The sequence below is a fragment of the Staphylococcus sp. HGB0015 genome (assembly GCF_000411275.1).
GTDB classification, from domain to species: Bacteria; Bacillota; Bacilli; order Staphylococcales; family Staphylococcaceae; genus Staphylococcus; species Staphylococcus schleiferi.
Map to the genome: position 1 here is coordinate 495,376 of NZ_KE150417.1, position 24,542 is coordinate 519,917.

General features: G+C 36.5%; 22 protein-coding genes and 1 riboswitch. Of the genes, 15 read left to right on the forward strand and 7 right to left on the reverse strand.

Features of this window, described 5'->3' with window-relative positions:
- Genes purQ through purD form a run of 7 tightly spaced genes read left to right on the forward strand, consistent with a single transcriptional unit; the run spans position 1 to position 8,611 of the window.
- The gene (gene purQ / locus HMPREF1208_RS02315) at positions 1 to 672 is read left to right on the forward strand and encodes a phosphoribosylformylglycinamidine synthase I (protein ID WP_016424735.1); all 672 of its coding nucleotides are present in this window, start codon (positions 1 to 3) and stop codon (positions 670 to 672) included.
- Positions 665 to 2,854, forward strand: coding sequence for a phosphoribosylformylglycinamidine synthase subunit PurL (gene purL / locus HMPREF1208_RS02320; RefSeq protein ID WP_016424736.1), 2,190 nt, complete (start codon positions 665 to 667; stop codon positions 2,852 to 2,854). Before purQ ends, purL begins: the two co-directional genes overlap by 8 nt.
- Positions 2,833 to 4,254 (forward strand): amidophosphoribosyltransferase, encoded by a 1,422-nt coding sequence (gene purF / locus HMPREF1208_RS02325; RefSeq protein ID WP_016424737.1) that lies wholly within the window; start codon positions 2,833 to 2,835, stop codon positions 4,252 to 4,254. The genes purL and purF overlap by 22 nt, the downstream gene beginning before the upstream one ends.
- A 3-nt stretch (positions 4,255 to 4,257) precedes the next feature.
- Positions 4,258 to 5,292 carry a phosphoribosylformylglycinamidine cyclo-ligase gene (gene purM, locus HMPREF1208_RS02330; protein WP_016424738.1) on the forward strand — a complete coding sequence of 345 codons (1,035 nt, stop codon included), beginning with the start codon at positions 4,258 to 4,260 and terminating at the stop codon, positions 5,290 to 5,292.
- Complete coding sequence (gene purN, locus HMPREF1208_RS02335) at positions 5,289 to 5,855, forward strand: phosphoribosylglycinamide formyltransferase (protein WP_016424739.1); 567 nt, start codon at positions 5,289 to 5,291, stop codon at positions 5,853 to 5,855. The genes purM and purN overlap by 4 nt, the downstream gene beginning before the upstream one ends.
- 16 nt (positions 5,856 to 5,871) lie before the next feature.
- Positions 5,872 to 7,350: a bifunctional phosphoribosylaminoimidazolecarboxamide formyltransferase/IMP cyclohydrolase gene (gene purH / locus HMPREF1208_RS02340; protein WP_016424740.1), complete on the forward strand. Its 1,479-nt coding sequence runs from the start codon at positions 5,872 to 5,874 to the stop codon at positions 7,348 to 7,350.
- A 19-nt stretch (positions 7,351 to 7,369) separates the two neighbouring features.
- Entirely contained in the window at positions 7,370 to 8,611 is a 1,242-nt protein-coding gene (gene purD / locus HMPREF1208_RS02345; RefSeq protein WP_016424741.1) for a phosphoribosylamine--glycine ligase, read from the forward strand.
- A 526-nt stretch (positions 8,612 to 9,137) separates the two neighbouring features.
- On the opposite strand, the gene HMPREF1208_RS02350 is transcribed toward purD, so the two are convergent.
- The 4 genes from HMPREF1208_RS02350 to graF all read right to left on the reverse strand — a co-directional run bounded on the left by HMPREF1208_RS02350 (position 9,138) and on the right by graF (position 12,505).
- Complete coding sequence (locus HMPREF1208_RS02350; protein WP_016424742.1) at positions 9,138 to 9,929, reverse strand: energy-coupling factor transporter transmembrane component T family protein; 792 nt, start codon at positions 9,927 to 9,929, stop codon at positions 9,138 to 9,140.
- Positions 9,926 to 11,332, reverse strand: a complete 1,407-nt coding sequence (locus tag HMPREF1208_RS02355) for an ABC transporter ATP-binding protein (RefSeq protein WP_016424743.1) — start codon at positions 11,330 to 11,332, stop codon at positions 9,926 to 9,928. Before HMPREF1208_RS02355 ends, HMPREF1208_RS02350 begins: the two co-directional genes overlap by 4 nt.
- Before the next feature lie 12 nt (positions 11,333 to 11,344).
- Positions 11,345 to 11,920 (reverse strand): ECF transporter S component, encoded by a 576-nt coding sequence (locus HMPREF1208_RS02360; protein WP_016424744.1) that lies wholly within the window; start codon positions 11,918 to 11,920, stop codon positions 11,345 to 11,347.
- A 133-nt stretch (positions 11,921 to 12,053) separates the two neighbouring features.
- Positions 12,054 to 12,153, reverse strand: a riboswitch (TPP riboswitch).
- A 220-nt stretch (positions 12,154 to 12,373) separates the two neighbouring features.
- The gene (gene graF / locus HMPREF1208_RS12165; protein WP_016424745.1) at positions 12,374 to 12,505 is read right to left on the reverse strand and encodes a glycopeptide resistance-associated protein GraF; all 132 of its coding nucleotides are present in this window, start codon (positions 12,503 to 12,505) and stop codon (positions 12,374 to 12,376) included.
- A gap of 498 nt (positions 12,506 to 13,003) precedes the next feature.
- Between graF and auxA the strand changes: the two genes are divergently transcribed.
- From auxA to ptsP, 5 genes are all read left to right on the forward strand, one after another.
- On the forward strand, positions 13,004 to 14,335 hold the full coding sequence (gene auxA / locus HMPREF1208_RS02365) for a lipoteichoic acid stability factor AuxA (RefSeq protein ID WP_016424746.1): 1,332 nt from the start codon (positions 13,004 to 13,006) through the stop codon (positions 14,333 to 14,335).
- 306 nt (positions 14,336 to 14,641) lie between these two features.
- Positions 14,642 to 15,811, forward strand: coding sequence for a class I SAM-dependent rRNA methyltransferase (locus HMPREF1208_RS02370; protein WP_016424747.1), 1,170 nt, complete (start codon positions 14,642 to 14,644; stop codon positions 15,809 to 15,811).
- A gap of 58 nt (positions 15,812 to 15,869) precedes the next feature.
- Positions 15,870 to 16,400 (forward strand): hypothetical protein, encoded by a 531-nt coding sequence (locus HMPREF1208_RS02375; RefSeq protein WP_037559087.1) that lies wholly within the window; start codon positions 15,870 to 15,872, stop codon positions 16,398 to 16,400.
- Positions 16,401 to 16,566: 166 nt separating this feature from the next.
- On the forward strand, positions 16,567 to 16,833 hold the full coding sequence (locus tag HMPREF1208_RS02380) for a phosphocarrier protein HPr (protein ID WP_016424749.1): 267 nt from the start codon (positions 16,567 to 16,569) through the stop codon (positions 16,831 to 16,833).
- The gene (ptsP, locus tag HMPREF1208_RS02385; protein WP_016424750.1) at positions 16,833 to 18,554 is read left to right on the forward strand and encodes a phosphoenolpyruvate--protein phosphotransferase; all 1,722 of its coding nucleotides are present in this window, start codon (positions 16,833 to 16,835) and stop codon (positions 18,552 to 18,554) included. The genes HMPREF1208_RS02380 and ptsP overlap by 1 nt, the downstream gene beginning before the upstream one ends.
- A 124-nt stretch (positions 18,555 to 18,678) precedes the next feature.
- Here the strand turns inward: ptsP and HMPREF1208_RS02390 are convergent, their stop codons facing one another.
- Complete coding sequence (locus HMPREF1208_RS02390; RefSeq protein ID WP_016424751.1) at positions 18,679 to 18,915, reverse strand: glutaredoxin family protein; 237 nt, start codon at positions 18,913 to 18,915, stop codon at positions 18,679 to 18,681.
- Positions 18,916 to 19,119: 204 nt separating this feature from the next.
- Here HMPREF1208_RS02390 and HMPREF1208_RS02395 point away from each other — a divergent pair, with 204 nt between their 5' ends.
- The 3 genes from HMPREF1208_RS02395 to HMPREF1208_RS02405 all read left to right on the forward strand — a co-directional run bounded on the left by HMPREF1208_RS02395 (position 19,120) and on the right by HMPREF1208_RS02405 (position 22,481).
- On the forward strand, positions 19,120 to 20,466 hold the full coding sequence (locus HMPREF1208_RS02395) for a cytochrome ubiquinol oxidase subunit I (protein WP_016424752.1): 1,347 nt from the start codon (positions 19,120 to 19,122) through the stop codon (positions 20,464 to 20,466).
- Positions 20,466 to 21,494, forward strand: a complete 1,029-nt coding sequence (locus HMPREF1208_RS02400) for a cytochrome d ubiquinol oxidase subunit II (protein WP_037559220.1) — start codon at positions 20,466 to 20,468, stop codon at positions 21,492 to 21,494. The genes HMPREF1208_RS02395 and HMPREF1208_RS02400 overlap by 1 nt, the downstream gene beginning before the upstream one ends.
- 327 nt (positions 21,495 to 21,821) lie before the next feature.
- On the forward strand, positions 21,822 to 22,481 hold the full coding sequence (locus tag HMPREF1208_RS02405; RefSeq protein WP_016424754.1) for a potassium channel family protein: 660 nt from the start codon (positions 21,822 to 21,824) through the stop codon (positions 22,479 to 22,481).
- A gap of 160 nt (positions 22,482 to 22,641) precedes the next feature.
- On the opposite strand, the gene rnjA is transcribed toward HMPREF1208_RS02405, so the two are convergent.
- Together rnjA and HMPREF1208_RS02415 are read right to left on the reverse strand one after the other, a co-directional pair.
- A complete protein-coding gene (rnjA, locus tag HMPREF1208_RS02410) occupies positions 22,642 to 24,327 on the reverse strand; it encodes a ribonuclease J1 (RefSeq protein ID WP_016424755.1) in 1,686 nt (561 codons plus the stop codon).
- Positions 24,327 to 24,542, reverse strand: a complete 216-nt coding sequence (locus HMPREF1208_RS02415) for a DNA-dependent RNA polymerase subunit epsilon (protein ID WP_016424756.1) — start codon at positions 24,540 to 24,542, stop codon at positions 24,327 to 24,329. The genes rnjA and HMPREF1208_RS02415 overlap by 1 nt, the downstream gene beginning before the upstream one ends.

The window sequence follows — 24,542 nt, forward strand, 5'->3', positions numbered from 1 at the left end:
ATGAAGTTTGCTGTCCTAAGATTCCCAGGGTCTAACTGTGACCGTGATATGTATAATGCAGCGATCAAATCAGGTGTAGAAGCTGATTATGTGGATTATCGTGAAACGTCATTAAATGGCTACGACGGTGTTTTGATTCCTGGTGGTTTTTCATTTGGTGATTATTTGCGCTCAGGTGCTGTAGCGAGTGTCGCACCGGTTATTAAAGAAGTTAAAAGACTTGCAGAAGAAGGCAAACCTGTCCTTGGCGTTTGTAACGGTTTTCAAATTTTAACAGAAATTGGACTTCTTCCTGGTGCATTGTTGCATAATGACTCACACTTATTTGTAAGTCGCAACGAACGTTTGAGAATTGTAAATCATCAAACACCGTTTACAAATAACTATGCTGAGGGTGAAGAAGTGGTTTACCCGGTTGCACATGGTGAAGGTCATTATTATTGTACGGAAGAAATTTATCAAGACTTAGTAGAAAATAACCAAATTATTTTGAAATATGTGGACAATCCAAATGGTTCACACGATGATATTGCAGGGATTGTGAATAAAGCAGGAAACGTTTGTGGCATGATGCCTCACCCAGAGCGAGCATTAGAAGCAATTCTTGGTACTGATAGTGGTGTGAAATTATTTGAATCTATGGTAAATAGTTGGAGGGAACAAAATGCCTAAATTTTTAGAGCCGTCTGCGGAAGAAGTTAAATCAGAAAAATTGTATCGTGATATGGGGTTAAGTGATACAGAGTTCGAAAAAGTAACTGAAATTTTAGGACGCACACCTAATTTTACTGAAACAGGTATTTTTTCAGTAATGTGGAGTGAACACTGTTCTTACAAACACTCTAAACCATTTTTAAAACAATTCCCAACTACAGGTGAACATGTATTAATGGGACCTGGTGAGGGGGCAGGTGTTGTGGATATTGGTGATAATCAAGCAGTCGTGTTTAAAGTTGAATCACACAACCATCCATCAGCAATAGAACCGTATCAAGGCGCAGCAACAGGTGTTGGTGGCATTATTCGTGATATCGTATCTATCGGTGCACGTCCAATTAATTTATTGAATAGTTTACGCTTTGGCGAACTGACTGAAAAAACGAACCGTCGATTATTAAGTGGCGTAGTTGCAGGTATAGGTGGCTATGGTAACTGTATTGGAATCCCTACAACTGCAGGGGAGATTGAATTTGACGAACGCTATGATGGTAATCCACTTGTCAATGCGATGTGTGTCGGTGTTATTGATCATGACATGATTCAAAAAGGAACTGCTAAAGGCGTAGGTAACTCTGTCATTTATGTTGGCTTAAAAACAGGACGTGATGGAATTCACGGTGCGACTTTTGCATCAGAAGAGTTAACAGAAGAAAGTGAAAGTAAACGTCCTTCTGTTCAAATCGGTGACCCATTTGTCGGTAAAAAGTTAATGGAAGCGACTTTAGAAGCAATCACTTTTGAAGAACTAGTAGGAATTCAAGATATGGGTGCTGCAGGTTTGACATCTTCATCTTCTGAAATGGCTGCAAAAGGGGGCAGCGGTATTCATTTAGAACTAGATAAAGTCCCTGTACGTGAAAAAGGAATTTCACCATATGAAATGATGCTTTCAGAAACACAAGAGCGTATGTTACTCGTTGTTAAGAAAGGAACTGAACAAAAGTTCTTAGATTTATTTGATTATCACGAGTTAGATAGTGCAGTCATTGGTGAAGTAACAGATACCAATCGTTTTGTTCTCACATATGAAGGTGAAGTTTATGCAGATATCCCTGTTGAACCGCTTGCTGACGAAGCACCAGTTTATGTATTAGAGGGAGAGAAACTTCAACATGAAGCGCCGGCAAACAATTACGACAATATAGATGTTGAAAATGTATTCGATCAATTACTGACGCATCCTACAATTGCATCAAAACATTACTTGTATGATCAATACGATCAACAAGTCGGTGCGAATACCATTGTGAAACCGGGATTACAAGCTTCAGTTGTACGTGTCGAAGGTACGAATAAAGCTGTTGCATCAACAATCGATGGTGAAGCTCGTTACGTATTTAATAATGCGTATGAAGGTGGAAAAATGGTCGTTGCAGAAGCATACCGTAACTTAATCGCAGTTGGTGCAAAACCGCTTGCGATGACGGACTGTTTAAACTATGGTTCTCCTGAGAAAAAACACATTTATCAACAGCTTATTGATTCTACAAGAGGAATGGCTGAAGCATGTGAAGTATTAGCAACACCTGTCGTATCTGGTAACGTATCACTTTATAACGAAACACGAACATCTTCAATTTTCCCAACACCTGTTGTAGGTATGGTGGGATTAATAGAAGATATCGATTATTTAAAATCATATCAACCATCTGTTGGCGATACACTTTATGTTGTAGGTGAAACGACAGATAGCTTTGGTGGAAGCCAAATTGAGAAACTTTTACATGGCGGTGTCAATCATGAAGAGGCGCATATCGATCTATCTAAAGAAGTCCAAAGAGGCGAAGCAATCCGTTCAGCGATTCGCAGTGGAAAAGTTTCACATACACAAACAGTCGGTAAAGGCGGTTTATTACTTACATTAGCTAAAATGAGTGCGCATTACAGCTTAGGTATTGATGCAAAATTTGATTTAACGAATGCACAGTTGTTTAGTGAGACACAAGGGCGTTATATTGTCGCTGTTAAAAAAGGACAAAGCATTGATATTGAAGATGCAACACTAATTGGTTCTTTCACTGACACTGACGACTTTAAAGTAGAAGGTAAAGAAAGTGTAATCGAACGTCGTACATCAGAACTTAAAAGAAACTGGGAAGGGGCTATTGAGGCATGTATGACATCCGTGGACTAAATGAAGAATGCGGTGTTTTTGGAATTTGGAATCATCCACATGCGGCACATTTAACATACATGGCTTTACACAGTTTACAACACCGTGGTCAAGAAGGTGCTGGAATTGTATGTTCGAATGGTGAGCAACTCTTTGGCGCACGTGGTATGGGATTACTTCCCGAAGCGATTTCAGAACAACAACTTAACTCACTTCAAGGTTATGCGCACGCTATCGGTCATGTCCGTTATGCGACAACGGGTGCAAGTGAAATTTCAAATGTCCAACCCTTTTTGTTTAAACATTCAAAAGGGGACTTAGGATTAGCGCATAATGGGAATTTGACAAATGCAGGTCAAATTCGTAAAGCGATTGAGTCTGAAGGCGGCATATTCCAAACAACAAGTGATTCAGAAGTTTTAGCACACTTACTCATTAAAGGTAAATCGAAAAATATTAAGACGAATCAAAAAGCTGCGTTGAACCAAGTGAAAGGTGCCTTTAGTTGTGTCATTTTAAATGAACAGCAATTGACCGTAACACGAGATAATCGTGGGGTACGTCCTTTAATGCTTGGTAAAGTGGACGGAGCATATTGTGTAGCTAGTGAAACATGTGCTTTTACAGCAATTGGTGCAGAGTATATTCGTGATATTGAACCTGGAGAATTAATCACATTTTCAAATGAAGATGATGTGGACTACGATATGTATACGCCTGATGTAGATCATAAGATGTGTTCTATGGAATATGTATATTTTGCACGTCCTGATTCTGAATTTCGAAATCATTCTATTTATAATGTCAGAAAAGCTTTAGGGCGCAAGTTAGCTGAAGAAATGGGAGTAGATGCAGACATCGTTATTGGTGTGCCTGATTCTTCTCTTCAAGCTGCAAAAGGTTTTTCTGAATACACAGGAATTCCGAATGAACAAGGATTATTAAAAAATCGATATATTGGCCGTACTTTTATTACACCTGATCAAACAGTCAGAGAGCGTCAAGTCCGAATGAAGCATTCTCCAATTCGTGATGTGATTGAAGGAAAACGTGTCGTGGTGATAGATGACTCCATTGTGCGTGGAACGACAAGTAAATACATTGTGAAAGCATTAAAATCAGCAGGTGCTAAAGAAGTGCATATGGGTATTTCTTCACCTCCATTACAAGATCCATGTTATTACGGGATAGACGTTTCTACACATGCTGAACTGATGGCAGCACAACATAGCGTCGAAGAAATCCGAAAAATGATTGGTGCAGATACATTAACGTATTTATCTGTAGATGGGATGCATGAAGTGTTCGGAGCGCACGGTTCTAAAGGTGAATGTAACGCTTGCTTTACAGGTGAATATCCAATTGAAATTGTAGATCATCAATTGCCAGAAGCGAAAGAAATGAAAAGAAGAGGAGTGTAATAAATGGCTGAATCGTATAAAAAAGCTGGGGTGGACATTGAGGCAGGTTATGAAGCGGTCAAACGTATGTCCAGTCATGTTGAAAGAACAATGCGCAAAGAAGTACTCGGTGGATTAGGTGGCTTTGGGGCAACTTTTGATTTATCACAACTGAACATGAAAGCGCCTGTCCTCGTATCAGGTACAGATGGCGTCGGTACAAAACTAAAACTTGCGATTGACTATAATCAACATGACAGCATCGGTATTGATGCAGTAGCCATGTGTGTCAATGACATTTTAACGACAGGTGCAGAGCCATTATACTTCTTAGATTACATTGCTACAAATAAGGTCGTACCTGAAGTCATTGAGCAAATTGTCAAAGGAATTAGTGATGGTTGTGTTGCTACAAATACAGCGTTAATCGGTGGCGAAACGGCTGAAATGGGTGAGATGTATCACGAAGGTGAATATGATGTCGCTGGTTTTGCTGTAGGTGCTGTTGAAAAAGAAGACTATATCGATGGCTCAAAAGTTGAAAAAGGAGATGTCATCATTGGACTTGCATCCAATGGTATTCACTCAAATGGTTATAGTTTAGTACGTCGCTTAATTGCACAATCTGGCATTAATGTCGAAGATGAATTTGAAGCAGGGAAAAGCTACTTAGATGTATTTTTAACACCGACTGCACTATATGTTAAACCTGTACTTGAGGTGAAATCACAAGTACAAATTAAAGCGATGACACATATTACAGGGGGTGGCTTCTATGAAAATATTCCTAGAGCACTTCCACAAGGTAAGACAGCCGTTGTTAATACAGAATCTTTCCCAACACCTAAAGTATTTGAATGGTTACAACAAGAAGCACAAGTTGATAGTGATGAAATGTATCACATCTTTAATATGGGCATCGGTTTTACACTTATTGTTCGACCTGAAGATGAAACAAAAGTGCATCAAATTTTAAAAGCAGCGGATGTTCAATCTTACACAATAGGTACAATTACTGAAGAAGATGAAGCCATTCGCTTAACGGAGGCGGCACTGTGATTAAAATTGCGATTTTTGCTTCAGGCTCAGGGACGAATTTCGATAATATTATGACACGCATTCGTGAAGGTGAATTGCAAAATATAGAAGTGACAGCGCTATATACAGATCAACCAGAAGCCGCGTGTATTGCACTAGCGCAACAACATGGAATACCCGTTCATGCTTTTGTACCTAAAACGTATGAAAATAAAGCGGCGTATGAAGCGGATGTGCTTAAACATTTGAAAGCTGAACAAGCAGAATGGATTGTTTTAGCGGGTTATATGCGACTCATTGGTGAAACGTTATTATCAGCATATGAAGGTCGTATGCTTAATATTCATCCTTCATTATTACCGAAATATAAAGGTAAAAACGCAGTCGGACAAGCATTAAATAGTGGCGATGACCAAACGGGTTCAACTGTACATTATGTTGATGCAGGCATGGACACTGGACAAATTATTGAACAACGTACATGTCCGATTTATAAAGATGATACGATATCTACATTAGAACAACGTATTAAATCATTAGAATATGAATTATATCCAACCGTAATAAAGAAGATTATTCAATAAGGAGTTAAATTAAACCATGAAAAAAGCAATTTTGAGTGTTTCTGATAAAACAGGTATTGTTAAATTTGCCAAATCATTAGTCGATGCAGGTTATGCATTATATTCAACAGGTGGCACATATCGTGCAATTGATGAAGCAGGAGTGAAAGTGGCATCAGTGTCTGAATTAACACAGTTTGAGGAAATAATGGATGGACGTGTTAAAACACTTCACCCAGCTGTTCATGGCGGTATTCTCGCTGATAGAGATAAACCGGAGCATTTAGAACAATTAAAAAAACAAAATATTGATTTAATTGATATGGTGGTTGTTAATTTATATCCATTTAAAGAAACAGTAAAAAATCCAGATGTGACAGAAATGGACGCAATTGAAAACATTGATATCGGTGGGCCGACAATGTTAAGAGCTGCTGCGAAAAACTTTAAACATGTTACAACGATTGTGGATCCAACTGATTATGACACAGTGATTGAGCGTATTCAAAATGGTACTTTAGATGAAGCTTATAGAAAGTCATTAATGATTAAAGTTTTTAATCATACATTTGAATATGACCAAGCGATTGTTGAATTTTTCAGTGACAATAAAGAAACTTTACGCTATGGTGAAAATCCGCAACAGTCTGCGTCATTTGTTCGTACATCATCAGCTCCGAATACCATTGCAGGTGCAAAACAACTGCATGGTAAGCAATTGAGCTATAACAATATTAAAGATGCGGATGCGGCATTAACACTTGTTAAAAAATTCGATTTACCGACTGCAGTTGCAGTTAAGCATATGAACCCATGTGGTGTAGGTATTGCTTCAGACATTCATCAAGCGTATCAACATGCATATGAGGCAGACAGTCAATCTATTTTTGGTGGTATCGTTGCATTAAACCGTCCAGTTACAAAAGCGCTTGCTGAAGATTTACATTCTATTTTCTTAGAAGTTGTGATTGCGCCAAAATTTGAAAAAGAGGCGCTCGACGTATTGCAACAAAAGAAAAACATCCGATTACTTGAAATTGAAATGTCTGAAGAAAAAGATGAAGTTGAATTTGTCTCTGTTTCAGGTGGCTATCTTGTTCAAGATAAAGATCACTTCGATGTTAAAAAAGAAAACATGACCGTTGTTACAGAAGCGAAACCAACAGAAGAACAATGGAATGCATTATTGTTAGGTTGGCAAGTTGTTAAGTCAGTGAAAAGTAACGCGATTGTATTAGCTAATGACAAACAAACTGTGGGGATTGGCGCGGGACAAATGAATCGTGTCGGTTCTGCTAAAATTGCTATTGAGCGTGCAATCGAAATGAACGATCAAGTCGTATTAGCGTCAGATGGTTTCTTCCCTATGAGTGATACAGTTGAAACTGCTGCAAAAGCAGGTATTAAAGCCATTATACAACCAGGGGGTTCTATTAAAGATCAAGATTCAATCGATATGGCGAATCAATATGGTATCGCTATGGTAACTACAGGCATGCGCCATTTCAAACATTAATGAAGGAGGAACGCATACTATGCATGTATTGGTCGTTGGTGGTGGCGGGCGTGAACACGCACTTGCACACAAATTAAATCAATCTCAGCTCGTTTCAAAAGTTTTTGCAATCCCAGGAAATGTTGCAATGAATCATGTAGCCGAAGTGCATTCAGAAATTGCTGAAACGGAACACGATCGCATTGTTGAATTTGCAAAAGACCATCAAGTAGAGTGGGTAATCATTGGACCAGAGCAACCTTTAACTGGGGGATTAGCTGACTTATTAAGAGCGGAAAAAATCAAAGTATTTGGCCCTAATCAAGATGCTGCACAAATCGAAGGATCAAAATCTTTTGCTAAGCGTCTTATGGAAAAATATGATATCCCAACAGCAGATTATCGTGAAATTAATGATAAAGAGGAAGCTTTAGCTTACATTGAAACATGTGAATTGCCAGTGGTCTTGAAAAAAGATGGTTTAGCAGCTGGTAAAGGCGTAATTATTGCAGAAACGCGTGAGCAAGCGCAAGAAGCAGTTGATATTTTATATCCTGAAAAAGAAAGCAAAGTGGTTTTTGAACAGTTTTTAGAAGGTGAAGAGTTTTCACTCATGACATTTGTTAATGGTGACTATGCCGTACCTTTTGATACGATTGCGCAAGATCATAAACGTGCTTTCGATCAAGATCAAGGTCCTAATACGGGCGGAATGGGTGCTTACTGCCCAGTTCCACATATCAGTGACCAAGTTTTAAAAGAAGCTAATGAAAAGATTGCTCAGCCTATTGCAAAAGCGATGCAGGCAGAAGGTTATGACTTCTTTGGTCTATTATATATTGGCGCGATTTTAACGAAAGAAGGTCCTAAAGTCATAGAATTTAATGCACGCTTTGGCGATCCCGAAGCACAAGTTTTATTAACACGCCTAGAAAGTGACCTTATGGCACATATCATTGCATTAGATGAAAAGCAACCTATTGATATGAAATGGAAAGAAAATGCTGTAGTCGGCGTGATGCTTGCTTCAAAAGGTTACCCAGGTGACTATGACAAAGGTTTAGCTGTTGCAGGGTTTGAAAATGATTTAGACCATTATTTTGTAAGTGGATTAAAATATGAAAATGAGCAATATGTGACTTCTGGTGGCCGTGTGATTTTAGCAATCGGTGAAGGCGCAACTATTGAATCAGCTCAGGCGCAAGCGTATCAACGTGTAGCTCAAATAGAAAGTGATGCCTTATTTTATCGAAATGATATTGCAAATAAAGCATTGTCATAATGGATAAACTTTACATGAAGAGACGTCGTCACTTCAATGATAGAAATTGAAACAGAAATACAACCTCCCCAATTACGCCGTTCGTCAATTGAGGAGGTTGTATTTTCTTATATTAGAAGAAAGAGTATCTATGTGTAATTGAGTATAACGTCTCATATTGTAGCTCATCCAAAAAAGAGGTTAAGCCATGTTATGCGGCTTAACCTCTTTTTTGCGTAACTGTCCGATTCGACAGAGCGCAAAAAAATCCTCATAAAAAAAGAGGCATAAGCAGACTATATTGCGCGTAAGCTTTATAAAAAACTTTCGTCAATATACGTCTACTCTGCCAAAGGCAAGGCATTGTATGGGAATGCTGCCTTACATCATCGATGGTTCGTCACTTAAATCACAGTGTTATTCTGTGATTTAAGTGACGTGCCGATTTCCTTTGCAGATGGAATTATAAACGGGATTAAAAGGAAATCTGTGCGATGCCTTTTCATATCATCGAGATCATGAAAACGCAACAGATGCGTGACTCGTGTTAGCGCGCATCTGTAATTCCAGTTAATGGTAACGTACCTGCTAATATGAAAGACAGCATTACAATACCCAATGTAATGACGATTAAAACGATATCTCTATAACTGAACGGCACATGATAGTAATATGTGCGTGGTCCATCTTTAAAGCCTTTTTTCTCCATTGCTACCGAAAGACGATGCGCTTTTCGGATATTTTGACTTAATAAAGGAATGAGTAAATGTTTCAATCGCTTAAAGCCTGAATAATTTTGATTATCGATCATTTGGTAACGCATCTTTAATGAATTTCTTAATTGGAATAAAGCATCAATCATTAAAGGAATCATACGAAACGCAGCCATAAATGCATATGCGACTTTAGGTTTGACTTTTAGATGTTGCATAAAACTATAAAAAATCATAATGACTTGCGAAGTAAACGCAATAGACAAGCCAAAATAACTGATTGTCATTGTTCGAAAAGAGAGGTGAAGGCCTCTGACTAAACTTTCAGTACTTATTTTGACGAAACCAAACGAAAATAAAACGTGCTTCCCATGGCCATAAAAAATCATAAAAAGAGATGAAGTCAGCGCAAAAAATGTCGCAATAAGCGAAAAGGTTAAAACAACTTTCCATTTAGTTCCACTAACAAGCCACATAAATATAAACATGATTGTGGCGAGGTAAATCATAAAATCAAAATTATGAATAAAAATGATGAAAAAGAATAACGCGATGCCTAAAAATAGCTTCGTTACAATGTTCACTTGATCCATAAACGTATTACGTATTTTCCATGACTCTATCATTCACGCACCACCTCGACTTCATGTAATTGTTTGCCTCTAACTTCTAAACGTCTTGATGGATAACGTTGAATAATATGTGGGTCATGGGTTACCATTAAAATCGTTTGTCCTTGAGCGACACGTTTTTGAAACAATTCAATAAGTTTAAATGTATTGTGACTATCCAAACCAAATGTAGGCTCATCTAAGAGAATGATATCCGCTTCAGTACTTAAAGCTGTTGCCACGCTTAAACGTCTTTTCTGTCCCATTGAGAGTTCAAAAGGATGTTGCTGTGAGACATGCTCTAAATCAAGAAGTGCGAGCATCTCAGACGTGCGAGATTTGGCATTTTTAGAATCCATATGGTGGTAATTAATATAGATTTCATCGTATACACTATTTTGAATAAATTGTAGCTCCGGATTTTGATAAACCAGATACATGTGTTGCGCAGCATCTTTAATTTTAGTGAGTTTTTTGCCATTAAAAGTCATCTTGCCTTTATAACGAATCAACTGCATAATCGATTCTAATAGCGTCGTTTTGCCTGTACCATTTTTCCCAGTTAAAGTTATCCATTCTCCAGAACGAATGGTCAAGTCTTCAACTTCATATAAAGTTTGACGATTTCTTTGGACAGCCCCTTGATGAAACGCCAATTCAAATAATGATGCCTGCTCAGAAAAGGGAGCTTTTTGTGGTTCAGGGGCATGCGACCATGCTTTAGGGTGCCATACGCCATATTCAGTGAGTAGAGATTCATAATTTTTCATAATATCGCTTGGTGTCCCTTGTTGAATGATTTCACCCTGATGATTCATTAAAATGACACGATCAACATGGTCCCAAATATGTGCCACTTTATGTTCAACAATTAATACCGTTTGGTCTTGCCATAGCGTTTTCAACAAGGTCCATAAATTTTCAGTAGCTTCTGTATCAAGCATTGCTGTGGGCTCATCTAAAAACAAAGTATCTGCACGTTGTAATAAAGTGCCAGCAATGGCTAGCTTCTGTTTCATCCCACCGCTAAGATGATGGATCAATTGTTTAGGATTAATATCAAGGCCCACTTGTTTTAAAGCCCATTGAATTTTTGCATCCATTTCATGACGGGGGACTTGCTGATTTTCTAAAATGAAAGCAAGCTCTTCATTCACTTGTGGCATGCAAAATTGTGAATCAGGATCTTGAAAAATAACACCTGAGTGCTCAGCAATTTGCAGTTCATCATATTTCATAGGTAAATCAATTAAATTCGGTACGATACCACTTAATACATTGAGTAATGTACTTTTACCTGAACCTGAAGGGCCAAGTAAAAGTACTTTTTCTTTATCTTTTATTTCAATATCGATACCATCAAAAATTTTATAGGGTGCGCTTGGATATTTTAAGCGTAAATTTTTAACTTTTAACACAATGAAGCCACCTTACAATGTATCGTAATCATCTTTAGATGCAGGTCGAAATAGTTTAGTGACACCGGTCTGATCCAGGGCTTTGACTAAGATATAAGGAAATACACCCGCTAGAACTGCACCACTGATAACACGGAATGAAATAAGTAAAATAAGATTCCATGTGGCAACTTCATTTAAGTAACCATAGTACCAGTCAATCGGTAAACTAATGATTGCAGCTGCCATACCTGCAAGAACAGCTACCATTAATGCACGAGATTTATATCTGAAAATAGCAAATACAATCTCACAAGCAAGACCTTGTAGCAATGCATAAATAATCGTAGGAATATCAAAACGTCCCATGAGAATCGTTTCCCCAGCTCCTGCAGCAAATTCAGCTAAAAGTGCAATCCCCATTTTTGGAATGATAAGATATGCAACGACAGCGGCACTAAACCACATACCATACATAAGTTGATCTAAATGTAATCCTAAAGGTTGAACTGTATTATTCACAATCCACCATAAATTATAAATCACTGCAAAAATGACTGAAACCAATACAGTGACCAGAATATCTGATAATGTTAAGCCTTTCTTCATCTGTATACCTCCCAAAATTAAAAAAATACGCATATCTCTTACACTAGAGACAGACGTATGCTGTGATAATTTATATGGGATACAAGTCATCTTAATTGAAGCATGTGCTTTTCTCCTATAACAAGGCGTATCCATTATAAATGAAACACTTTCCTACGCTAGTATCATCTAGTTCAGGTTCAAAGGGTTCGAGGCTTATCCTCATCTCAGCTTTCACACCCCTAGTGCGTGCGTATTTAATTGTTAATGTCAATGTACACCTAGCCCATTCAAAAGTCAACACTCTTCAACATTCTTTTTAATGGCGAGATGGCCGACAATTTCAATACTATGCTTTGAATGATATGCCTAATGAGATGTCTGTCAAACACAAAAGAAGGGATTAGAACATGTTAACGTTCAATCCCTTGTTAAACTTCTATAAATGCACAGCATTCAAATAAAAAGGTCGCATTATTCAAAAGTTTTTTGAATATCGTCTTTTGTTTTTTCAGCGCCTTCTTTAGCATCTTCTTTTTTATCTTTTAATTCTTGCTCTTTATCTTTTGCTTGTTCTGCAGCTTTTTTAATATCTTTTTCAGACATTTAAAACGCCTCCCTTTCGTTTAAAGCTATAATAATACATAACCCATATTGAAAAACGCTAAACATAATTGTTTCAAACAAGATTTTAAAGGATGTATATCAATGCGTGTTTTGGCTGCGATGAGGGGGAGATGAGACATCCAAGGGGTTTGATATTTTAAACTTATGTATTGAAAAGTGCTTTTCTTTTCAGATCATTTGAGTCGTATTGATGAAGCGGTGCTAAAATTTGAATGATATACGAAGGTTAGTTTGTCATTTTAAGCATGAGTGAAATGGTTAAGGTGCTGACTATCTTTTGGTATACTAAACCAATCAAGTATTTTTTGAAGTTTTCAATTGTATATACGTGGATGCTTGCTGTACGCAATAGTGGGGAAATCGAGTTAAAATTTTGATGCGATATAAGTATTGAAAATTCTCATTCTAAAGACTGAATTTGATTAATTTTACAGACAGGTATTCATAGTTCGTATATAATAACTTTGAGGTGAGAGGATGTCTTTGTTTAACAAATACACCGAGGTCATTTATAGCTATATTATCGGTGCACTGTCAATTTTATTAAGTGTGATTATTTTTATAAATATTCCACTCATTCATGAGTTAAAGGATGGCAAGCACCATATTTCTAAGATTGATAATTTATGGGACTTCATTATGGCCTTTTTCAATGAAATTATCCGCGTGATGAGTAAGTATATTGGTGATATCCCGCTAGCAAGTGGCGTTATTATTCTTCTTTTTGGTATTTTAATGCTCTTCATAGGTCGAACACTCACAAATACGACACGATTTGATTACGACATATCTATTTTATTTTTACTTATCGGAATCATTTTCTTCGTTTTAACACTCATTTTTATGTCACAAGTGTATGGATGGATTGCGTTTGTTTTCATCATTCCATTTCTAATTCATATTGGTTATATTGCGTATAAAGATGAGCTGAATCCATTACATCGTAAAGAACATTATTTATGGATTATTTTTAGTTACGGCATTTGTTATATCATTACACAATTGGCACTTTATACAAGAATTGAAAGTCGTCAAATAGCACCAATCGACGTTTTAAGTATCAATACATTTTTCGTCGTATTATGGTTGATTGGACAAATGGCAATATGGAATTTCTTATTTCTTCGTCGTTCACTACCTGTATCGCAAGAAGAGATTACAGGTGAAGAAAATCCATATTCTAGAAGTAAAAAGTATCAATTTACGAACACCTCTAAAATTCATTTCAAGGATTTCCAAGATCGTACAGTTGAATTCACACATGATATTTCGCATCGTACACGTAGAAGTATTGATATCGAACGCTTACGTGCTAAGCGTGAAGCGATTGTAGAAAAATGGTTTAAATGGGCTAAATTGGAAGAAGATGATATCCCTACGTTTCTAAAAAAACGTCCAAAATGGCTAAATAAAGGCTACGTAACCATTGCTTGTGGTGTAATTCTATTGTTCTTTATTTTATTAGAATTTAACAACCGCAATGCCTTATTTTTATCTGGAGATTGGGAACTTTCACAAACACAATATGTATACGAGTGGATTAGTCTATTTCTTCTTTTAATTGTTGCTATTTTATTTATTTTAACGTCTGTAACACGAATGCTAAGAGGTAAATATTATTATTTACAATTATTTATGATTAGTATTTTATTCTTTAAATTATTGACAGAGTATATCGTCATTGTCGTACATGGATTGTTATTATCCATTTTCATCACGCCAATTCTAATTTTAATGTTAGTTCCGACTATTATTGCTTTCGTCTTACAATTGAGACAACCAGGTCCCGTACCAAGAAAACCGCAATAATTGAATACTAGCTTGGAGAGACTGGGACACCAATCCCAAAATCAATCGCGCTAAGATGATTTTACTAGAAAATTGTCTTAGCGCTTTCTTTTAATGATAAAAATCCGTATGCAATGCCTGTGTTGAGGCGTGAAAAAAGTATTAATACCTCTTAAAAAAGAAATCACACGACCTAGTGAGATTACATCAAAATTAAAGCGAACATTTTCATGTTGGAAAGTCCACATCGGTACTACGATAACAATGTTACTCCCATATTTTTCGTGTTAAGATGGTGGTAATGACAAGAAGGGAAAGGCTGATTATATGAAAACCGCAGTATTAAATAAAGGAAAAGAAGATAAATATCTTAATCAATACCCTTTAATAGAAGAAGAGGACATCTATCGCCACGATCGACTAGAAGAGGGAGATTTATTTCAATTATTAACATCTAAAAATTCATTTATCGGTGTCGGCTACGTTGGACGACAACATAAAGGGTTAGGTTGGATATTATCATATGAAAAAGATGATGAAATTAATCAAGCTTTTTTTGAGCAGTTATTTGAACAAGCTCTAGAAACACGCCAATACTATTATCAAATTGAAGGAACTAATGCTTTTCGTCTATTCAATGGAGAAGGGGATGGAATAGGTGGTTTAACGATTGATTCCTATGATGGTCACTTATTGATTCAATGGTATTCAGTGGGAATTTATCAATTTCGTGATTCTATTCTTGGGGCAATCAAACAGGTCTTTCCGTTTCGTTCAATTTTTGAAAAAACGAGATTTAAACATCAATCTATTAAAGGTGGATGGGTTGAAGGGGAAAAACCGGAATTTCCAATTGTGATTGAGGAAAATTTCACGTTTTACAATGTGCACCTCGATGATGGACCGATGACAGGTATATTTTTAGATCAAAAAGAGGCAAGAAAAAAATTAAGAGATTATTATTCAGAAGACAGAAAGGTTTTAAATCTATTTAGTTATACAGGTGCGTTTTCTGTAATTTCTGCGACAGGCGGTGCAAAAACAACAAGTGTAGACTTAGCGAATCGTTCCCGTCCCATGACTGAAGAAAATTTTGGACTCAATGGTATCGATCCGAAATCACAAAATATTTTTGTCATGGATACGTTTGATTTTTATAAATATGCAGAAAGACATGGGCTGACATTCGATACAATCGTGATTGATCCACCAAGCTTTGCCCGCAATAAAAAGAAGACTTTTTCTGTTACTAAAAATTACCCGCAATTGATTGAAGGTGCTTTAACATTATTAAATGCGAAGGGCAGTCTCATTTTAAGTACAAATCACAGTGCTTATTCATTAAAAGCATTTAAAAATATGGTTAAAAAAACGTTAGATCATGAAGGCGTCGCTTATCAAATTGATGAGGTAATGGGTTTGCCTAAAGATTTTAAAACACATCCACATTTTAAACCGTCGAAATATCTTAAATTGATTTTTGTGACACTTCAGTAATATTTGAAATTGAAACGGGGTATAAGAAGGTAATAACGGTTTGAAAGGTGGAGTTGAAATGGGTATTTCCAATAAAATTAGCGAAACAGTAGGGAATAAAGTCTTAAATATTGAAAACATAAAACGAAAAAATACATTACCAGTCACGACTTCAGAAATAAATGAAAGACGTCAACGTGCTGAAAACCTTGTGAAGAAAAAAGCTTTTCTTTCATCGAGTGCAACCATCGTTCCAATACCAGGATTCGATTTTGGCGTCGATATGAAATTAATGCGTGACATTATAGAAGATGTCAATAAAATTTATGGTTTAGATCACAAACAAGTGAATAAAATGAGCGATGATATGAAAAATCGTGTCTTGATGGCTGCAGGCATTCAAGGCAGTCAATTTATAGGAAAGAAAGTATCAAGCGGTATTTTAAAAGTAGTTGTGAGAGATGTCGCAAAACGTGCAGCGGCTAAACAAACACGTTGGTTTCCTCTTGTAGGACAAGCGGTATCGGCATCAATTAGTTATTACTTTATGAATAAAGTAGGAAAAGATCACATTCAAAAATGTGAAAATGTTGTTAAGGCATTGTTATAATTTATAAAATTCCGTGACGATTTTTTGAACCAATCCTGTGAAAATCAAGGGATGAAAGCATTTACGAATTGAATTTAAATATAGAATTTGGTAATGTTAAGCTATGTAGCAAAGTTAGTAATAATTTAAGCTAGTAAATCTAGAAATTGAAGGAGTAAGATGTAAGATGGAACAACAATCATATGTAATTATTGACGAAACAGGTATTCATGCACGTCCTGCAACAATGCTTGTTCAAACAGCTTCTAAATTTGACTCAGATATTCAATTAGAGTACAACGCTAAAAAAGTCAACTTAAAATCAATCATGGGTGTTATGAGCTTAGGTGTCGGAAAAGACGCAGAAATTACTATTTATGCTGATGGTAGTGACGAAAAAGAAGCAATCAGTGCGATTACTGAAGTCTTATCAAAAGAAGGGTTAACAAAATAATGTCAAATATAATTAAGGGAATTGCAGCTTCAGATGGTGTTGCTATTGCCAAAGCGTATTTGCTCGTTGAACCTGATTTGAGTTTTAGTCAAGAGACAACAGATCAGCCTGAACAAGAAATCCAAAAATTCAACGATGCGTTGAAAAATTCTAAAATAGAGTTAACAAAAATTCGCAATAATGCGGAAGAACAATTGGGTGCTGACAAAGCGGCCATTTTTGATGCGCATTTATTAGTACTTGATGATCCAGAATTGATTAACCCTATTGAAGAAAAAATAAAGAATGACAAAGCAAGCGCACCACATGCGTTAACTGAAGTGTCACAAAACTTTATTTCAATTTTTGAATCAATGGATAATGAATACATGAAAGAACGTGCTGCGGATATACGCGATGTGTCCAAACGTGTTTTAGCACATCTTCTTGGTGTTGAATTACCAAATCCGAGTATTATCGATGAAAGCGTCGTCATTGTGGGCCATGATTTGACGCCATCAGATACAGCACAATTAAATAAACAATATGTTCAAGGATTCGTTACAAATATTGGTGGTCGTACTTCACACTCAGCGATTATGAGTCGTTCATTAGAGATTCCAGCTGTTGTAGGGACAAAATCAATTACTGAATCTGTAGAACAAGGTGATATGGTGATTATTGACGGTTTAACTGGAGATGTTATCATTGATCCAACGGAAGATGAACTAAAAGCGTATCAACATAAACGTGAATCATTCTTTGCTGATCGTGAAGCACTTAAACAATTACGTGATGAACCATCAAAAACAAAAGATGGTCAACATGTTGAACTTGCCGCAAATATTGGGACACCTAATGATTTGCCAGGTGTAAAAGATAACGGTGCAGAAGGTATTGGCTTATATCGTACAGAATTCTTATATATGGGTCGCGATACGATGCCTTCAGAAGATGAGCAATTTGAAGCTTATAAAAAAGTATTACAAGAAATGAATGGTAAACGCGTAGTTGTTCGTACGTTAGATATCGGCGGAGATAAAGAATTGCCATATCTTAACTTGCCTAAGGAAATGAACCCATTCCTTGGATACCGTGCAATTCGTCTTTGTTTAGATCAACCTGAAATTTTCCGTCCACAATTAAGAGCGTTATTACGCGCTTCAACTTACGGAAAACTGAACATTATGTTCCCAATGGTTGCGACGATTAAAGAATTCCGCGATGCAAAAGCGCTTCTTCTTGAAGAAAAAGAAAACTTAAAACAAGAAGGCGTTGAAGTTAGCGATGATATTGAGTTAGGTATTATGGTGGAAATTCCATCTACAGCAGCTTTAGCTGATGTTTTTGCTAAAGAAGTTGACTTCTTTAGTATTGGAACGAATGACTTAATTCAATATACGATGGCAGCTGACCGTATGTCAGAACGTGTATCATATCTTTACCAACCTTACAATCCTTCAATTTTACGCTTAGTTAAGCAAGTAATTGAAGCATCTCATAAAGAAGGTAAATGGACAGGTATGTGTGGTGAAATGGCTGGAGATGAAACAGCTATTCCACTATTAATTGGTTTAGGGCTCGATGAATTTTCAATGAGCGCGACATCCATTTTAAAAGCACGCCGACAAATTAAAAATTTAAGTCAAACTGAGATGACACAATTAGCAGACCGCGCAATTAATTGTGCTACTGTCGATGAAGTTGTTGATTTAGTCAAATCAAAAACAAGTCAGGCTTAGTTCACTTTACTGTAAAACGAACAGGAGCATGCACCTCAAAGTGCACGCTCCTGTTTTGTTTTACACAAATTAACGATAACGCCTTAAAATATGACGTCTGTTGCATATGAGATGACTCCCACTATTATGAAGTAGGAATCCCCAATTTTTGATTTAATTGATCTAAATCAACTTGGAACATAGGCACCTGATCAATCAAAATAAAAGGTGTAGAAAATGCGTCCCAGTCAATCATTTCATTTCGAAATTGCGTATTTGCAATGTTGCGCTCTTCAAAATTAACGTGATTTTCGTTGAGATAATTTTTAACAAACGCACAAGGCGGACAGTCATTTTGTGTATAGATAATTACTTCAGCCATAATTGAGCCAACTTTCTTTTCAATTTGTTCTTCATCATAAGTTAAAAATGGTCAAAAAGCAAATTTATAGTTTGATTAAAAATGACAAATTTAAGTCTTGTCAATAAATTGTCACGTATGAAGTGAACAAAAAGATATTAAAACTATGAAAGATGGGCTTATAATAAAAATCACTTTACTTTTAAAACTAAGGAGGGAATCAAAATGGATGCAGTGGATATTAGTCGGTTTTTGACAGGAATGACACTTGCAGTCCACATTATTTTTGCAACAATAGGCGTCGGTATGCCACTTTTCTTTGCAATCGCTGAATTTATCGGTATTAAAAAGAAAAGTGATCAACATATAGCATTAGCCCAACGGTGGTCGAAAGGTTACACAATTACAGTGGCCGTTGGTGTAGTAACAGGTACAATTATTGGTTTACAGTTATCATTACTATGGCCTACATTTATGCGAATTGGTGGGCATGTCATCGCATTACCTTTATTTATGGAAACTTTTGCCTTTTTCTTTGAAGCCATTTTTCTAAGTATTTATTTATATACTTGGAATCGTTTTAAAAATCAATGGATACATTTTTTAATTAGTATTCCGGTTATTATTGGTGGTACGTTTTCAGCTTTATTTATTACGTCAGTGAACTCTTTTATGAATACACCAGCAGGAATGGTATTTAAAGATGGAAGAATGGTCAATGTTGATCCAATAGAAGCGATGTTTAATGCTTCTTTCTTTGTTCGTTCATTCCATGTTGTTACAACTGCAGTAATGACAATGGCCTTTATTTTAGCAAGTATTGCAGCATTTAAGTTACTTAAAAATAAAGTGGAAAAAGATCGCCAATATCATCAAGCAGCACTCAAAGTGACAATGATCGCAGGTCTGCTTTTTACGATGCTATCCATGTTAGCAGGCGATTTATCAGCTAAATTTTTACACCATGAACAACCAGAAAAACTTGCTGCGTATGAATGGCACTTTAATACCGAATCTAATGCGGATTTAGTTTTATTTGGTGTGTTGGATGAGTCTACTCAGGAAGTTAAAGGTGCAATCCACATTCCTGGTGCCTTAAGTTTTCTATCTGATAGTCACTTTGATACGAAAGTGAAAGGATTAAACGATTTTCCAAAAGATGAGTTACCCCCTTTGATTGTGCATTATTTCTTTGATCTCATGGTGACATTTGGTATTTTTTGTTTCGTCGTTTCGTTCGCATACGTGATTGCGATGTGGGTGAAAAAATTAAATCCACATCATAAGGTGATTCTATATGCGACTTTATTGACTGGACCTGCAGCAATGTTAGCGATTGAATTCGGTTGGTTTTTAACAGAACTCGGTCGACAACCTTGGATAGTTAGAGGATTCTTAAAAGTTCAAGACGCAGCAACAAATGCAAATGGTCTCGTTTTTGTGACTATGCTTTTTGCAATACTCTATTTCGTGCTCTTGTTCTCTGCAACATACGTATTAGTAAGAATGTTTAAAAATAAAGCGGCATACGAAGATATTGAACGTATCGCAAGAAGTAGAGGTGAATTATGATGAGTTATGAAATCATTGGTATCACTGTTTTGTGGTTGTTTTTATTCGGCTATATCATTGTGGCATCTATCGATTTCGGTGCGGGTTTCTTTTCACTCCATGCGAAACTTTTTGGACAATCTCATTATATTAACCGTTTGATACAACGCTATCTTAACCCAGTATGGGAAGTTACCAATGTATTCTTTGTCTTTTTCTTCGTCGGCATTGTTGGTTTCTTCCCAGATACAGCTTACTATTATGGTACAGTTTTACTGATCCCAGGTTCAATCGCATTAATTCTACTTGCTGCAAGAGGCGCATTTTATGCATTTGAAAACTACGGTCAAGATAGTAAGTTGTCTTGGTTAATGATATATGGTATTTCAGGATTATTAATCCCTGCAGCACTATCGACAGCATTAACAATTTCAGAAGGTGGTTTCCTTAAAAAAACAGCTTCTGGAAGTATCGATCTCAACTGGACAGAGTTGTTGTTAAGTCCATACGGTTGGACGGTTGTTTTATTAGCTATCGTTTCAGTGTTATATATTTCATCAGGATTTTTAACATTCTATGCGCATCGTGCTCAAGATTGGAAAGCCTACGCACTATTACGTAAATGGTTTCTCATGTGGGGCGCGCCTATGATTTTGATGTCGTTATTTGTATTTTTATCGTTAAGAATACAAAATAAAGCACACTTTAACGCAGCGGTTTTTGATTACGGCTGGTTATTCATAATCAGTTTCGTATCATTTTTAATTGCTGGGGTGCTTACGTACCTCAAAAAGGCGCATGGTATTGCATTCTTATTTGTGATGTTACAAATGGGAACAGCATTTTTCGGTTATGGTCTCAGTAAATTACCATACATTCTTTACCCTTATATTCATATAGATGATGAGGTAACGAATGATAGTATGGCACTTGTATTGACTATCGCTTTTATATGCGGTCTGTTGCTTTTAATTCCTTCACTTTACTTTATTTTGAAGTTATTTGTTTTTGACAAAGACTATGTGAGAGGTCATAAAAAAGGCTACTAACGCACTCAAAATAAAAAACATGTGATTGTTGATTTTAATCAGTTCATTCATGCATAACACATGGATTTGTAGTAATATAAGAATATCATTAATTGATGTGCGCATATTATGAGATAATCAAGTATGATTGATGCATGTAAGTCATTAAGTGGCTCTTTGAGAAAATATTGTTTTGCGCTATGTCGAGTAAACCAAAGGGCTATTGAAAAGATTTTTAATGGGAGTGAAATGAAAGTCTAAAAGGTGTTTTAGATTTTGTTTCACTCCCTTTCCCACGCATGCATTGCGCACATATTTTAGCGTAAAATCAACTTCAGGAGGCCTGTAATGGATAAAGAATATGTAGTCATTGGACTAGGGCGTTTTGGTGGCAGTATTGTTAGAGAATTAAATGCGTTAGACATGGATGTTATGGCGATAGATAAAGACGAAAACCGCGTAGATGAATATAGTGATATTGCAACACATGCTGTCGTGGCAGATACGACGGATGAAGCGGTAATGAAAAGTTTAGGGATTCGTAATTTTGACCATGTCATTGTTGCGATTGGTGAAAACATTCAAGCAAGTACACTGACAACACTTATATTAAAAGAGTTGGGTGTCAAAAAAGTAACGGCAAAGGCACAAAATGATTATCATGCTAAAATTTTGAACAAAATAGGTGCCGATACAGTCGTACACCCTGAAAGAGACATGGGACGTCGTATTGCGCACAATGTTGCAAGTGCGACAGTGTTAGACTACCTAGAGCTGTCAGACGAACATTCTATTGTTGAAATTAAAGTGAGTGAAACAATGGCGGGCCAAACATTAATTGAGCTCGACGTGCGTGCTCAATTTGGTATCAATATTATAGCGATTAAACGAGGAAAAGAAATTATTGTAGCGCCAGATCCAGACATTGCATTAGAATTTGATGATATTTTAATTATTATCGGTCATGATAATGACTTAACGCGTTTTGAGAAAAAAATGGCACATTAGTTTTAAAATAAAAGGACGAAGTTGGAACATGAATGTCAACTTCGTCCTTTTTGAGTTTAAACGCGCATTAAAATTGTTGTAGCATAAAACAACAGAGGGGTTTACGAATTTGATTTATCGCATGCCCCTCTGTTTTATCATTTTTATATCATGACTTTAATTATTTTGTTTTATCATTTACTTTCATAATGACTGGTAAAATCATCGGTTTTCTTGCTGTTTTTTCATATAAATAAGGTTGCAATGTTTCAATAATAGAAGATTTAACTTGATGCCATTGAATATTTTCATTGTTATTCAATTTATTGATTACATCTTGCTTGATTTTTTTCTGTGCATCATAGATTAATTGGCCTGACTCACGCATATATACAAAACCGCGTGAAATAATATCAGGGCCTGACAAAAGTTTGTTCGTATTAAAATCAATACTCACAACGACAATAACAAGTCCTTCTTCAGACAAGAGTTTACGGTCTCTAATAACAACATTGCCGATGTCACCAATACCGCTACCGTCGACAAGGACTGTGCCTGATGGGATACGACCCGCTTTACGCGCACTATCACGCGTAAGCGCAAGCACATCACCAATATCATGAATAAAAACATTTTCTTCTTTAACACCACAATCAATACCAGTTTGACCATGTGCCATTAGCATACGATATTCACCATGAATAGGTAAGAAGAACTTAGGTCGAATAAGGCGTAACATTAATTGTTGGTCACCTTGTGAACCGTGTCCAGAAGTGTGAATATTTGATATTTTACTATGAATCACTTCTGCGCCCGCTTGATAAAGTGCATTGATCGTGCGATTAATACTTTTTGTATTACCTGGAATTGGTGAAGAACTGAAGACAACTGTATCCTCAGGAATAATTTTAATTTGTTTATGCGTACCGTTAGCGATTCGAGATAAAGCGGCCATAGGCTCACCTTGAGAACCCGTACACAAAATAAGTAATTCGTGTTTTGGAATACTATTAATTTTGCTTGGCTCTACAAAAGTTTCAGGTGGTGCTTTAACATAACCCAGTTCAGTACCGATTTTAATATTGTTTTCCATTGATCGACCAAATGTCACGATTTTTCGATTGTACTTTACAGCAGCTTCAACCGCTTGTTGGACACGGTATATATTAGATGCAAATGTTGCAAAGATAATACGTCCGGTACAATTACGGAAAATTTTATCGACATTTTGACCAACTTCACGTTCACTTAAAGTGAAATCGGGAACAAGGGAGTTCGTGGAGTCAGAGAGTAAACAAAGGACCCCTTCGTCACCTAGTTTTGCCATTCTACCAATATTGGCAGGGGCACCTACAGGCGTAAAATCAAATTTAAAGTCACCTGTGTGTACGACTTTGCCTTCAGGCGTATCGACAACGACACCATAAGTTTCTGGAATACTGTGTGTTGTAAGATAGAAACTAATTTTGAAATGTTTAGATTCGATCACTGTATCTTCAGTGATTTCGTTTAAATTAGCTTGACGTAACAAATGATGCTCTTCTAATTTATTACGAATCAGACCTAATGCAAGCGGTCCGCTATAAATTGGTACGTTAATCTTTTTAAGCAGGTAGGGCACACCACCGATATGGTCTTCGTGACCATGTGTGATTACTAATCCCACGATTTTATCTTGATTCTGCTCAAGATACGTATAATCTGGTATAACATAATCGATACCAAGTAAACTATCGTCAGGGAATTTGATACCTGCATCAATGATTACGATTTCGTCTCTGTATTCAACGGCATAAGTATTTTTACCGACTTCACCTAAGCCGCCTAATGCATAGACGCCCACTTCATTTTTTTGAAGTTGTTTCATTATTGTGCTTTCTCCACGTTAAAATGATCGGATTGTTTTTCATACTCTAAATGTGCGCCCTCTAATTTAGTTATGAATTCAATATTGTAGTTGCGTTCTTTTAAATAACGACGAACTTGTTCTTCAGTTTGTGCTTCAACATAAATCGTTTGTGTATTTTCACGTACGATCACTTCATCACGATTATGTTGATAAAATACTTTAAAAATTGACAT

What these genes read in the sequence shown, in the direction of transcription:
- HMPREF1208_RS02395 (WP_016424752.1), top strand. Translation starts at nt 19,120, where the DNA reads ATGGATGCAGTGGATATTAGTCGGTTTTTGACAGGAATGACACTTGCA.
- HMPREF1208_RS02405 (WP_016424754.1), top strand. Translation starts at nt 21,822, where the DNA reads ATGGATAAAGAATATGTAGTCATTGGACTAGGGCGTTTTGGTGGCAGT.
- purF (WP_016424737.1), top strand. Translation starts at nt 2,833, where the DNA reads ATGTATGACATCCGTGGACTAAATGAAGAATGCGGTGTTTTTGGAATT.
- purD (WP_016424741.1), top strand. Translation starts at nt 7,370, where the DNA reads ATGCATGTATTGGTCGTTGGTGGTGGCGGGCGTGAACACGCACTTGCA.
- HMPREF1208_RS02375 (WP_037559087.1), top strand. Translation starts at nt 15,870, where the DNA reads ATGGGTATTTCCAATAAAATTAGCGAAACAGTAGGGAATAAAGTCTTA.
- purM (WP_016424738.1), top strand. Translation starts at nt 4,258, where the DNA reads ATGGCTGAATCGTATAAAAAAGCTGGGGTGGACATTGAGGCAGGTTAT.
- purQ (WP_016424735.1), top strand. Translation starts at nt 1, where the DNA reads ATGAAGTTTGCTGTCCTAAGATTCCCAGGGTCTAACTGTGACCGTGAT.
- HMPREF1208_RS02400 (WP_037559220.1), top strand. Translation starts at nt 20,466, where the DNA reads ATGAGTTATGAAATCATTGGTATCACTGTTTTGTGGTTGTTTTTATTC.
- HMPREF1208_RS02350 (WP_016424742.1), bottom strand. Translation starts at nt 9,929, where the DNA reads ATGATAGAGTCATGGAAAATACGTAATACGTTTATGGATCAAGTGAAC.
- ptsP (WP_016424750.1), top strand. Translation starts at nt 16,833, where the DNA reads ATGTCAAATATAATTAAGGGAATTGCAGCTTCAGATGGTGTTGCTATT.
- HMPREF1208_RS02390 (WP_016424751.1), bottom strand. Translation starts at nt 18,915, where the DNA reads ATGGCTGAAGTAATTATCTATACACAAAATGACTGTCCGCCTTGTGCG.
- auxA (WP_016424746.1), top strand. Translation starts at nt 13,004, where the DNA reads ATGTCTTTGTTTAACAAATACACCGAGGTCATTTATAGCTATATTATC.
- HMPREF1208_RS02360 (WP_016424744.1), bottom strand. Translation starts at nt 11,920, where the DNA reads ATGAAGAAAGGCTTAACATTATCAGATATTCTGGTCACTGTATTGGTT.
- HMPREF1208_RS02415 (WP_016424756.1), bottom strand. Translation starts at nt 24,542, where the DNA reads ATGTCAATTTTTAAAGTATTTTATCAACATAATCGTGATGAAGTGATC.
- purL (WP_016424736.1), top strand. Translation starts at nt 665, where the DNA reads ATGCCTAAATTTTTAGAGCCGTCTGCGGAAGAAGTTAAATCAGAAAAA.
- purH (WP_016424740.1), top strand. Translation starts at nt 5,872, where the DNA reads ATGAAAAAAGCAATTTTGAGTGTTTCTGATAAAACAGGTATTGTTAAA.
- HMPREF1208_RS02380 (WP_016424749.1), top strand. Translation starts at nt 16,567, where the DNA reads ATGGAACAACAATCATATGTAATTATTGACGAAACAGGTATTCATGCA.
- rnjA (WP_016424755.1), bottom strand. Translation starts at nt 24,327, where the DNA reads ATGAAACAACTTCAAAAAAATGAAGTGGGCGTCTATGCATTAGGCGGC.
- graF (WP_016424745.1), bottom strand. Translation starts at nt 12,505, where the DNA reads ATGTCTGAAAAAGATATTAAAAAAGCTGCAGAACAAGCAAAAGATAAA.
- HMPREF1208_RS02370 (WP_016424747.1), top strand. Translation starts at nt 14,642, where the DNA reads ATGAAAACCGCAGTATTAAATAAAGGAAAAGAAGATAAATATCTTAAT.